Below are 11,146 nucleotides of genomic sequence, written 5' to 3'. Positions count from 1 at the left end.
AGATCACCGGCAGCGGCCCCACTATATAGAGGGGCCATGCCGGAACCCGTTTCAGACCGGTGTTTATGCGCTGCGTGATGGTCATTCTAATGGTTCTCTACCAGATCCATTCCGGCGTAAAGGCTGGCAACCTCTTCTTCATATCCGTTGAATTTCAGCGTCGGCTTGCGGCGGGCAAACAACCCGCCCCCGACAGGGCGTTCCGTGGCCTGTGACCAGCGCGGGTGGCTGACTTCGGGGTTCACATTGCTATAGAAGCCGTATTCATCCGGCCCGATTTCATTCCATGTGGTTTTGGGCTGTTTGTCGGTCAGGGTGATCCGCACGATCGACTTGATGGATTTATAGCCGTATTTCCACGGCACCACCAAACGGATCGGCGCACCATTCTGCTTGGGCATCTCTTCCCCGTACAGGCCGGTTGCCAGAATGGTCAACGGGTGCATTGCCTCGTCCAGCCGTAGTCCTTCGCGATAGGGCCAGTCCAGCAATTGGCGTTTCTGGGCTGTCATTTCACTGGGCCGATGCAGCGTTTCAAAGGCCACATATTTCGCGCCGGACTGGACCCCGACCCGATCCAGAACCGTCTTTAACTCGAACCCGATCCAGGGGATCACCATCGACCAGGTTTCCACACAGCGGTGCCGGTAGATCCGCTCTTCCATATTGACCACCTTCAAAATGGCCCCCAGATCGTATTTGCCCGGCCGATCCACCAGCCCGTCAATCTTGATCGCCCAAGGGTCCACCGTCAGCGCGTCGGCATAACTGGAGGGGTCCGACTTGCCGGTGCCGAATTCATAGAAGTTGTTGTAGGTGGTGATGTCCTCGAAACTGCTTGGCTCCATCTCGGTTGAATACCCGCTTTTGGCCGCATCGATTTTGGCCAGCGCCGGACCGGCAATGGACCCGAAGGCCGCAGCCCCTGCCCCGGCAATCAACTGGCGCCGGTTCACAAAGGTTTCATGCGGGGTGATGTCCGAATATTTCAGATCAGTTTTAAAGCGATATACCATTTCCAGCCTTTATCCTTGGTTTCCTACAGCATCACCTAAGATGTCCTAACGCCAAAGCCAAAACAAATTGGCTCACGAAACTGTTTGGTTTTTGTAACGTGGGAAAATTTCGTCCATTGGCTTGCTGGTGCCATCCGCCTGTACGATCCGCACATGCCTGCGCCGCATCTGGCGCGGTTCGGGCACGCCGACCGAATGGGCGATAGTTTCCACCTCTTTGGTCAGGCATTTGGCGTAATGGGCAACCTTTATATACTTGTCCTCGATCACCAGCCCCTTTTGCAGGCCGGGATCATGGGTGGTGATGCCGGTGGGACAGGTATTGCGATTACATTTCAGCGCCTGAATACAGCCCAGACTGAACATGAACCCGCGCGCCGAGGTGATGAAATCCGCCCCCGCGCACAGCGCCCAGGCCACATCACCGGGGTTGACCAGCTTGCCGCTGGCCACAATGCGGATGCGATCTTTCAATCCGCATTCATCACGCAGGTTCACCACCAGCGGCAATGCTTCGCGGATCGGCATGCCGACCAGATCAATCAGGGGCATCGGGGCCGCCCCCGTTCCGCCTTCGCCGCCATCAATGGTGATGAAATCCGGCGCATCCTTCTCGCGGTCCCTGATCAGGGCGAACAACTCCTTGAACGGCGCAAGCGAGCCGACAACGGTTTTGAACCCCACCGGCTTGCCCGTCACCTCGCGCACATGCGCGACCATATCCAGCAGATCGCCAAAATCATCCACCCCGTCATGGCGGTTGGGGGACAGGCTTGCTTTGCCTGCCTTGATCCCGCGAATGGCGGCGATTTCTTCGGTCACCTTTTCGGCGGGCAATATCCCGCCCTTGCCCGGCTTGGCGCCCTGCGCCAGTTTGATTTCGAACATCTTCACCTGATCATGCGCCGCCACTTCGCGCAGCTTGTCATCGCACAGATTGCCATCCTGATCCCGCACCCCGTAGCGCGCGGTGCCGATCTGGAACACCACATCACAGCCACCGGCCAGATGATAAGGCCCAGATGATAAGGCGACAAGCCCCCTTCACCGGTGTTCATCCAGACACCCGCCTTGGCCGCGCCTTTGCTCAGCGCCTCGACCGCGGGGGCAGAAAGGGCGCCAAAACTCATACCGGAAATATTGACGATCGATTTGGCAACATAAGGCGCACGTGCGGACGGGCCGATCTGCATCGGGTCGGTTTTGGCAAACTGGTCCTCGAGCGGCGGAAAGGCGGCGTTCACGAATATGGGCGTCCCCACCACCGACAGGTTGCGGGTCGAGCCAAAGGCCACGGTATTGCCATGCCCGTCCGCCGCGCCGCCAATCCATTCCCGCTGGGCGCGGTTGAACGGCATTTCCTCGCGATCCATGGCAAAGAAATACTGGCGGAAAAATTCCCCAAGCTGGCTGAACAGCCCGCGAAACCGCCCGATCACCGGATAGTTCCGCCGCACAGCATCACCCTTTTGCAACCGGTCGATTACAAACAGCACCAGCCCCAGCAGCACCAGCACGCCGGTAATAAACACAAACAGCAATGCCAAAGACTGCATCGCATAGCCGGCCCAACTCATGAAATTCATATTCAAATCCTTTTATATATTTTTGACATCTGCGCCGCGATGGCTAAAGTCCCCTCCAAAATGCGCAAAAGCCCCCGTCATAGGCAAGTCACCTTTTCGCGGGGTATAAATGAACAGGAAGGATCCCGATGTTTCACCGTCTGATTGCCCCGCTATTGGCCACCCTTATTGCCGCGCCGGTCTGGGCGGACGAGGCAATCACCTATACCTCGCCCGACGATTTCGACGATACCGTGTTTTCGGTCGAAAGCGCCATCCTTGACGCCGGTCTGGTGATTGACCTGACCAGCCATACAGGCGATATGCTGGAACGCACCCGCCCTGTGACCGGTTCGGATGTGGTGCTGTTTGAAAATGCCGACATCTTCAGCTTCTGCTCGGCCACCCTGTCGCGCAAGGTGATGGAGGCGGACATTATGAATATCGTTCACTGCCCTTACCGGATTTTCGTGATGCAGCAGGGTGGGTCGGATCAGGTGATCGTCGGGTTCAAAGCCATGCCCGAGGGTGTGATGAAAGAGGTTCAGGCCCTGTTGGACGGTATCGTCAAGGACGCACTGGGGTTATAAGAGATTTCAAGCGCTCCGCGCGGGGATATTTATGGAACGATAATATGAACACCCCCTCCCCCCTGACCATCGACTTTACCTCGGGTGCCATCGCCCACCGGCTGCGGTTCGGCGGCGGGCGCGGTCAGGCGTTGCCGCGGGCCGTGGGGATGAAGGGCGGCAAGACGCCTGATGTGGTGGACGCCACCGCCGGATTGGGGCGTGATGCGTTTTTGCTGGCGTCACTGGGGGCGCAGGTGACGATGATCGAGCGATCCGAACAGATGCACGCGCTTTTGGCGGACGCCTTGGCGCGGGCGGCGGACAGCGACGTGGCCGGGATTGTCGCCCGCATGACCCTGCTGCATGGCGACGCCAAAGACCTGTTGCCCGACCTTGCCCCCAAAGTGGTGCTGGTCGATCCGATGCACCCTGAACGAAACAAGTCGGCTTTGGTCAAAAAGGAAATGCGGCTGATACGGCAGATCGTGGGGGTGGATTCAGACGCGCCTGCATTGATGAAGGTGGCACTGGGCTGCGCGCGCAAACGGGTGGTGCTGAAATGGCCGCAAAAGGCGGATTTGATGGAGGGGCTGCCCAAGCCCTCGCACCAGATCACGGGGAAATCGACGCGGTATGATGTGTTTATGGTGGGGTGAAATCTATTTTAACTTTGAAAGGCTTTTCACACCCTCAACCAATGAAGCAGAGACGACCTTTATAATATTCGGGTCGAAACTCTCAGTTTCGTGCTTGCTACCCCCATCAGACTGGCCAAAAATACGCTCACAAATTTGCGCCTTGAGCCTTTTTTGATCCTCTTCACTCAAAGATGCCAAAAACGGATCAATAGCTTTCACCTCTAGGGCAAACCAACGCATTTTCTGTTCATTGTTTCTATGGAAATTCGACTGCTTGGATGCGTATACCGCAGCTGCCAGTAATATCCCTGTCAACGACACTGAAGTTGCAATTTCCTCCCAGTCAATACCATTTTCACCTAATGCGTTTATGCCAAGCCACAGCTTGAAGGCTAGCCATGCAGCGGCAGCACCTAAAAGAGCAAAGGCCCCCAGCCGCCATTTATTTGCTGCCGCGCCCTCGTCATCAGCCGTACTTTTGTATCCGCCCGCCACCCCATCAGTCGCGACGAGGCCATGAATATCTAGAATAGCATTATGTTTCGAGATAGCATCTTTTTTATACTCATCAATTTTTGCTTTGAATTGAGCAATAAGATTTCCGAGTTTTTCATCAGTAGATTTGGTGAACGCACTGAACCATTCAGAAAATTCTTTCTCACGCTGAATTTGCGTAGCGGAAAACTCTTCAGCCCTTGACGTTTGGCTAACTGTAAACTCACCTTGCCATGTGTTCAACCTGTCTTTGTGCACGTTCTTCAAATCAGTCATTTCTGTGACTAACTCATCTTGGCTCTTCGTAATTTCCTGAAGCTTAGATATTTGGCCCTTCAGCGTTTCATCGAATTCACTGGATTTAGCGTCAACAGCCTTGCAAAATTCATCAAATGCTTTCTCAACAGGTTTTGTTATTCTTGTTGTTTTTTTACCGTTTGAGAAAATAGCAAGCTGGTAAAATACATGAATTTGACTGTTGATATGATTATTCGCGGCCTGCAAATAAGTAACGGCAGGGTTACTATGGTATGCTTGTAGTTGATTCCAAAATTGCGGTTGCCGCAAATGTCCATTAATTTGATTTAGCAATGCGATCGGCGCAATTTCTTTATCGATCTGTTCCAGCGCAGAATCCAATAAATCTAAAGCTTTCTCCAATCTGCGCTTTTCGATTGCCACATCGCTATCAGGACTATCTACCTTTACCTTAAGAAAATCTCGAATCCCTTCTAGGGTCGCATGTATTGGGTTGTTATCAAATTCATCTTCCCAACGGGTCATAGCCACCTGCAATCAATTTTGTTTAGCACCTCACCGAGGTTTTAAGTGAAACCGCACAACAATTCCACAACTTTTAGTAGCGCAGATAAATTCAATTATGAGAACCGATAATTACTTAAAACGCCCCGCGTCACCACGGGGCGTTTCCATTTTCCCAACCGGCCGGATTAGCTGATCACCAATCCGTCCTCGTTCGCTGTCACCTTGACGGTTGCGCCATCCAGCACCTCGCCCGCCAACAGCTTTTCAGCCAGCGGATCCTGTAGATAGTGCTGGATCACCCGCTTCAGCGGCCTTGCGCCATAGACAGGGTCATAGCCTTTGTCGCCCAGCCATTTCTTGGCCGCGTCGTCCACTTCCAGCGCGATCTTGCGAACCGCCAGACGTTTGGCCAGCAAGCCAAGCTGGATATCGACGATCCCCGTCATATCCTCGCGGGCCAGACGGTCAAAGATCACGATCTCGTCCAGACGGTTCAGGAATTCGGGGCGGAAATGTGCCCGCACCGCTTCCATCACCTGATCCTTGGCTTCCGAGGCATCCGAGCCTTCGGGCAGTTCGCTCAGCGCCTGCGAGCCAAGGTTCGACGTCAGAATGATCAGCGTCTGCTTGAAGTCCACCGTGCGGCCCTGCCCGTCGGTCAGCACACCATCGTCCAGAACCTGCAACAGCACGTTGAAGACATCCGGATGCGCCTTTTCGACCTCGTCGAACAGGATCACCTGATAGGGCTTGCGCCGCACCGCTTCGGTCAGAACGCCGCCTTCGTCATAGCCGACATAGCCCGGAGGGGCACCGATCAGGCGCGCGACCGAGTGCTTCTCCATGAACTCGGACATATCAATGCGCACCATGGCGTGTTCGTCGTCGAACAGATATTCGGCCAACGCCTTGGTCAGCTCGGTTTTACCCACGCCGGTCGGCCCAAGGAACAGGAAGCTGCCAAGTGGCCGGTTCGGATCATTCAATCCGGCACGCGCCCGACGGACCGAGTTGGCAACAGCCGTCACGGCCTGTTTCTGGCCGATCACCCGTTTGCCGATCTCTTCTTCCATCTTCAGCAGTTTGTCGCGCTCGCCTTCCAGCATCTTGGATGTCGGAATACCGGTCCAGCGTTCGACCACCTGCGCGATCTGCTCGGGACGCACCGCTTCCTCGACCATCACATCGGATTCCCGTTGCTCGGCCTCTTTCAGCTTGGCTTCCAGACCCGGGATAACCGAATAGGACAGCTCGCCGGCCCGTGTCAGATCCCCCTCGCGCTTGGCGATTTCCAGTTCTGCACGCGCTTGCTCCAGTTGCTCTTTCAACTCGCGAACCGATGCCAGCTTGGCACGCTCGGCCTGCCATTTGGCCGTCATCTCGGCGGACCGTTCCATCAGCTCGGCCAGCTCTTTTTCCAGCGTTTCCAACCGGTCCTTGCTGGCGGCGTCATCCTCTTTCTTCAGGGCTTCGGCCTCGATCTGCTTTTGCATGATCTCGCGGTCCAGCGCGTCCAGTTCTTCGGGCTTGCTGTCCACTTCCATACGCAGGCGCGATGCGGCCTCGTCCATCAGGTCAATCGCCTTGTCCGGCAGGAACCGGTCGGTGATATAGCGATGGCTAAGCGTTGCTGCGGCCACAAGGGCAGCATCGGAAATCCGCACACCGTGGTGCAGTTCGTATTTCTCCTTGATGCCCCGCAGGATCGAAATCGTATCCTCGACCGTCGGCTCCTCGACCAGCACCGGCTGGAAACGCCGCGCCAAGGCCGCGTCTTTTTCGACGTGCTTGCGGTATTCGTCCAGCGTGGTGGCGCCAACGCAGTGCAATTCACCCCGTGCCAGCGCGGGTTTCAGCAGGTTCGAGGCATCCATTGCGCCATCACCCTTGCCCGCGCCGATCAGCGTGTGCATTTCGTCGATGAACAGGATGATTTCCCCCGCGGCCGATGTGACCTCATTCAGAACAGCCTTCAGCCGTTCCTCGAATTCGCCACGGTATTTCGCACCGGCAATCAGCGAGCCCATGTCCAGTGACAGCAGTTTCTTGTCCTGAAGACTTTCAGGCACATCACCATTGATGATCCTCAGCGCCAGACCTTCGACGATCGCGGTTTTACCCACGCCCGGTTCACCAATCAGCACAGGATTGTTTTTGGTGCGACGGCTGAGAACCTGCATCGTGCGGCGGATTTCCTCGTCCCGCCCGATGATCGGGTCGATCTTGCCTTCGGCGGCGCGTTCGGTCAGGTCGATCGCGTATTTCTTCAGCGCGTCATACCCTTCCTCGGCTGTGGCCGTATCGGCTGTGCGCCCCTTGCGCACATCATTGATCGCCTCGTTCAGTTTCTGGGCCGTAACCGCACCGGCATCCAGCGCGTCCTTGGCTTTGGATTTCACCATCGCCAACGCCATCAGAATGCGTTCCACCGGAACAAAACTGTCGCCTGCTTTCTTGGCGATTTTCTGGGCTTCGTCCAGCACCTTGGCGGTCTGGCTGTCCAGATACACCTGTCCGGTGTCACCCGTCACCTTGGGCAGTTTTTCCAAAGCGGCATCCACCGCTTCGACCACCCGTTCGGGCGCGCCACCAGCGGCACGGATCAGGTTGCTTGCCAGCCCCTGATCATCGTCCATCAATGCCTTCAGCAGATGTTCCGGCGCAAGTTTCTGATGATCCTCGCGCATTGCAATTGTCTGGGCCGCCTGAATAAAACCGCGCGACCGTTCGGTGAACTTTTCCATGTCCATCCGTATTCTCCTTTTCTAAAGCGTCCGAAGGATTTGACCGCCCGGAAATCGGCACCGTCATAGTCGGACCTCACACCCGATGTGGCCACTGAAACCACAGGTTTCAAGCCTCGTCCGGCCATTTTTTCGCCACAATCTATACTTGAACTGTCGTTTTGATCATACCCTAAAAGGCATGTATGCCCCGGCCTTTTATTTCCCTAGATATCCGGTATCGAAATAACGAGTGAGTCGAGTAAATGAACATCGTTGAAACCCGTGTACAGAATATTCGCCCCGCCCCCGAAGGGCGCCGGATGTTGGGCAGTGTGACTTTTTTCATCAGCGGTGGGTTGGGCGCACGCTGCGATATCGTAAATTACGATTGCAGCTGCGCCATCCCGACTGGGGAAAATTCCAGTGAGCGTATGGCGCTGATCAAACTGGGTCTGAAAAACGACGCAATGCGACAGGCGCGCCGGATGCCGGAAATCCGGTCCGGTCAGGAAACACTGGAAATGCTAACCCCCAGCGAACAAACCGCTGCTTGACAGGGGACCAATCGCAGGCCACCTAAGGCGCAAACCCGTTGTTATACAGGATATGCGCCATGCAAAACCCCACGGACCGCCTGATCGTTGCCCTTGATGTGCCAGATGCCCTTGCAGGGCTGAAACTGGCGGATGATCTGGGCGACAATGTTTCCTTTTACAAAATCGGTTTGGGTATGCTGACCGGCGGTGGGCTGGCATTGGCCAATGAATTGAAACAGGAACGCGGCAAGCGGATTTTTCTGGATATGAAACTGTTCGACATCGGCGCCACCGTGGAAACCGCGGTGCGCGGGCTGGCGCAGTTCGATCTGGATTTCCTGACCGTGCATGGTGATCCGCACGTCGTTAAAGCCGCCAAAGAGGGTGCCGCGGGCAAGGATATGAAAATCCTTGCGGTCACCATCCTGACCTCGCTGGATCGGGGGGATCTGGATGATTGCTGTATCAAATCGGGTGATGTGCAATCGCTGGTGCTGGAACGCGCAGCCAAGGCACTGGACGCTGGCGCCGACGGGGTTATTGCCTCGCCGCAAGAGGCTGCATTGATCCGCGCCCTACCCCAATCCGAAGGCAAACTGATCGTCACCCCCGGCGTGCGTCCGGCTGGTAGCGCATTGGGCGACCAGAAACGTGTTGCCACACCGGTGCAGGCAATTACAGATGGGGCCGATCATATCGTTGTCGGCCGCCCGATCTGGCAGGCCAAAGACCCGCGCGGTATGGCGCAGATGATACAGGGCCAGCTTGCCCGACTCTGACCCACTGATTGCTTAACAGCCCCCTGTTTACCCGTTTCGGGCAACAAACCCGCAAATGTGGTATGTCTTTGTGCGATTTTCGCAGCAAAGGAGCAAAGGCACATGCAATCGGGCAAAGATCAGGAAAAAGAAAACCAGCTGGTGCAGTCCTTTTTGTTTGTTCGTCAGGCGATTGGCCTGTTGGGGCTGGCCCTGCCCGTGGTTTTGCTGGGATCAACGCTGTTCGGGGTCAAAATGCAGACATCTATCAGCGGGTTCTATTATACCCAGATGGGGGATGTTCTGGTGGGCACCATGTGCGCCATCGGGGTGTTTTTGCTTAGCTACAAGGGCTATCGCAACCGGCCGGGCGAACGGCTGTCCGACAGGATCACCGCACGGATCGCCGGAGTCAGCGCAATCGGCATTGCCCTGTTTCCTGTAGGACTGGAAAATGCCTGCGGAGTTTGCAACGACACCGGCTTTACCTTTCACCCGTCGCTGATCCACTATGTTTTTGCCGGTATATTCTTTGCCGGCCTCGCGGTGTTCAGCATCGTGCTGTTCACCCGTTGCGACAGGACAGAAAAGCACAAAATCGTCTGGACCCGCCGCAACCGCTTTTATGTAGGCTGCGGAATTGTGATCATCATGGCGATCATCGCCTTGGTGATCTATTTCCTGCAACCGGACAAACAAGCCAGCCGTGATAGTTACAACTACCTGTTCCTGTGGGAATCCGTTGGCGTTTTCGCCTTTGCCGCCTCGTGGCTGGCAAAAGGCCGAGCCCTGCAGGGACTCGGCCGGTTGTTTAACAAACTGCGCAGATAATCAGTCGTTGATATCCACGTCCTTGCTATAGGTTTTCACCTTTTCGCGGTTCACGCCGAACACCATGCGCATCACCAGCCATGAGGCCACCGAAACAACGGCGAAAAACACCAGCGTGTAAGGCAGGGTTGCCGAAAAAAACGCCACACCGCCCCCGAAATACAGGAACCCGCCGGTGACAAAGGCGCCGATGGCGAACCCCAGCAGGATAAACGTTGGCGCCAGTACTTCCATAATTCCCAGAATCAGCCCTCCGGCCATCCAAAGCCACCATGTTGTCCACATTATGCTCTTCCTTTCAGCATTTTGAAGGCGTCGCCAAAGGCGTCCACAATATTGCTTGGCATCAAAATGGTCTGTTTGCCGGTCCCTTTGCCGATTTCCATCATCGCCTCGACCTGTTTCAGGGCAACCTGATACTGCGCCGATTCAATGCCGTGCTCTTTAATAGCCTGCGCCACAACTTCGGTTGCATAGGCCTCGGCGTCCGCTGAAATTCGACGCGCTTTGGCTTTTTGCTCGGCTGCATATAGCTCGGCGTCCGCATTCAACTCGACAGATCGCTTGGTACCCTCGGCCTCGGTCACTTGGGCACGGCGTGCGCGTTCCGCGTTCAATTGCTGCAACATCGCTTCGCGGGTGGCATTGTCCAGATTGACGTCCAGAATTTCGGCACGGGTCACTTCGATACCCCAGTCATCCACCGCATCCGCCACCTGATGCTTGATCTTGGCAATCAGTTGCTGGCGGTTGGACTGCACTTCGTCCAGCTCCATCTCGCCAATACCCGAGCGCACAATGCCCGCAACCGTGGTGGAAATCGCGCCATCCACATCGCGGATTCGGTAAACCGTCTTTTCCGGCTCCAGAATCCGGTAAAACACACTGGTTTCCACCTGCACCAGCACGTTGTCGCTGGTGATTGCATCCTGCGAATGGATGGGCAACTGGCGTTCCAGCACCGAAACCTTGTGGCGCACGCGGTCCAGAAACGGCACGATCACATTGATCCCCGGCCCCAGCACCGTGCGCAAACGGCCAAACCGTTCCACCACATATTTTTCCGATTGCGGCACAATTCGAACTGCCTTGAACAGTGCAATAATAATCAGCGCTGCCAGCACCAGCAAAACGATGTTTCCGCCCAGCAATTGGTTGAAAAGCTCTTCAATATTCAATGGCTCACCCTTTCTATTCATTTAATAAATCCCTTCTGACCTGAGCCTATATATGGGGATGATTCA

At 55.7% G+C, this 11,146-nt stretch carries 11 protein-coding genes and 1 pseudogene (1 of these 12 cut by a window edge); 5 read left to right on the top strand and 7 right to left on the bottom strand.

The annotated features are described in order from the left end of the window. The 3 genes and pseudogenes from msrQ to BAR1_RS02445 all read right to left on the bottom strand — a co-directional run. Positions 1 to 85: the beginning of a protein-methionine-sulfoxide reductase heme-binding subunit MsrQ gene (gene msrQ / locus BAR1_RS02455; RefSeq protein WP_194295015.1), read on the bottom strand. The gene continues 548 nt to the left of window position 1, outside the view; only the first 85 of its 633 coding nucleotides appear in the window; it begins with the start codon at positions 83 to 85; its stop codon lies beyond the left edge, outside the window. 1 nt (position 86) lies between these two features. Beyond that, a complete protein-coding gene (msrP, locus tag BAR1_RS02450) occupies positions 87 to 1,016 on the bottom strand; it encodes a protein-methionine-sulfoxide reductase catalytic subunit MsrP (RefSeq protein WP_118941549.1) in 930 nt (309 codons plus the stop codon). A 72-nt stretch (positions 1,017 to 1,088) separates the two neighbouring features. Continuing rightward, positions 1,089 to 2,593: pseudogene (locus tag BAR1_RS02445) on the bottom strand (FMN-binding glutamate synthase family protein). A 137-nt stretch (positions 2,594 to 2,730) separates the two neighbouring features. Between BAR1_RS02445 and BAR1_RS02440 the strand changes: the two are divergent. Together BAR1_RS02440 and BAR1_RS02435 are read left to right on the top strand one after the other, a co-directional pair. Continuing rightward, entirely contained in the window at positions 2,731 to 3,171 is a 441-nt protein-coding gene (locus tag BAR1_RS02440; RefSeq protein ID WP_118941548.1) for a DUF302 domain-containing protein, read from the top strand. Positions 3,172 to 3,215: 44 nt separating this feature from the next. After that, entirely contained in the window at positions 3,216 to 3,809 is a 594-nt protein-coding gene (locus tag BAR1_RS02435) for a class I SAM-dependent methyltransferase (protein ID WP_118941547.1), read from the top strand. A gap of 3 nt (positions 3,810 to 3,812) precedes the next feature. On the opposite strand, the gene BAR1_RS02430 is transcribed toward BAR1_RS02435, so the two are convergent. Further along, a complete protein-coding gene (locus tag BAR1_RS02430; RefSeq protein WP_118941546.1) occupies positions 3,813 to 5,069 on the bottom strand; it encodes a hypothetical protein in 1,257 nt (418 codons plus the stop codon). 167 nt (positions 5,070 to 5,236) lie between these two features. Continuing rightward, a complete protein-coding gene (gene clpB, locus BAR1_RS02425) occupies positions 5,237 to 7,801 on the bottom strand; it encodes an ATP-dependent chaperone ClpB (RefSeq protein ID WP_118941545.1) in 2,565 nt (854 codons plus the stop codon). Positions 7,802 to 8,040: 239 nt separating this feature from the next. Between clpB and BAR1_RS02420 the strand changes: the two genes are divergently transcribed. The 3 genes from BAR1_RS02420 to BAR1_RS02410 all read left to right on the top strand — a co-directional run bounded on the left by BAR1_RS02420 (position 8,041) and on the right by BAR1_RS02410 (position 9,902). Continuing rightward, positions 8,041 to 8,331 carry a hypothetical protein gene (locus BAR1_RS02420; protein ID WP_118941544.1) on the top strand — a complete coding sequence of 97 codons (291 nt, stop codon included), beginning with the start codon at positions 8,041 to 8,043 and terminating at the stop codon, positions 8,329 to 8,331. A 59-nt stretch (positions 8,332 to 8,390) separates the two neighbouring features. Next, positions 8,391 to 9,092 carry an orotidine-5'-phosphate decarboxylase gene (pyrF, locus tag BAR1_RS02415; RefSeq protein ID WP_118941543.1) on the top strand — a complete coding sequence of 234 codons (702 nt, stop codon included), beginning with the start codon at positions 8,391 to 8,393 and terminating at the stop codon, positions 9,090 to 9,092. Between the two features lie 102 nt (positions 9,093 to 9,194). Beyond that, positions 9,195 to 9,902, top strand: coding sequence for a DUF998 domain-containing protein (locus tag BAR1_RS02410; RefSeq protein ID WP_118941542.1), 708 nt, complete (start codon positions 9,195 to 9,197; stop codon positions 9,900 to 9,902). Here BAR1_RS02410 and BAR1_RS02405 read toward each other — a convergent pair whose 3' ends face one another. Continuing rightward, positions 9,903 to 10,187 (bottom strand): NfeD family protein, encoded by a 285-nt coding sequence (locus BAR1_RS02405; RefSeq protein WP_118941541.1) that lies wholly within the window; start codon positions 10,185 to 10,187, stop codon positions 9,903 to 9,905. It abuts the gene before it with no gap. Further along, a complete protein-coding gene (locus BAR1_RS02400) occupies positions 10,187 to 11,101 on the bottom strand; it encodes an SPFH domain-containing protein (RefSeq protein WP_407681522.1) in 915 nt (304 codons plus the stop codon). Before BAR1_RS02400 ends, BAR1_RS02405 begins: the two co-directional genes overlap by 1 nt. Positions 11,102 to 11,146 lie beyond the last annotated feature (45 nt).

The sequence above is a fragment of the Profundibacter amoris genome (assembly GCF_003544895.1).
Lineage (GTDB): Bacteria > Pseudomonadota > Alphaproteobacteria > Rhodobacterales > Rhodobacteraceae > Profundibacter > Profundibacter amoris.
Note: the sequence above shows the minus strand (reverse complement) of the source record. Positions and strands in the feature narration are given on the sequence as shown.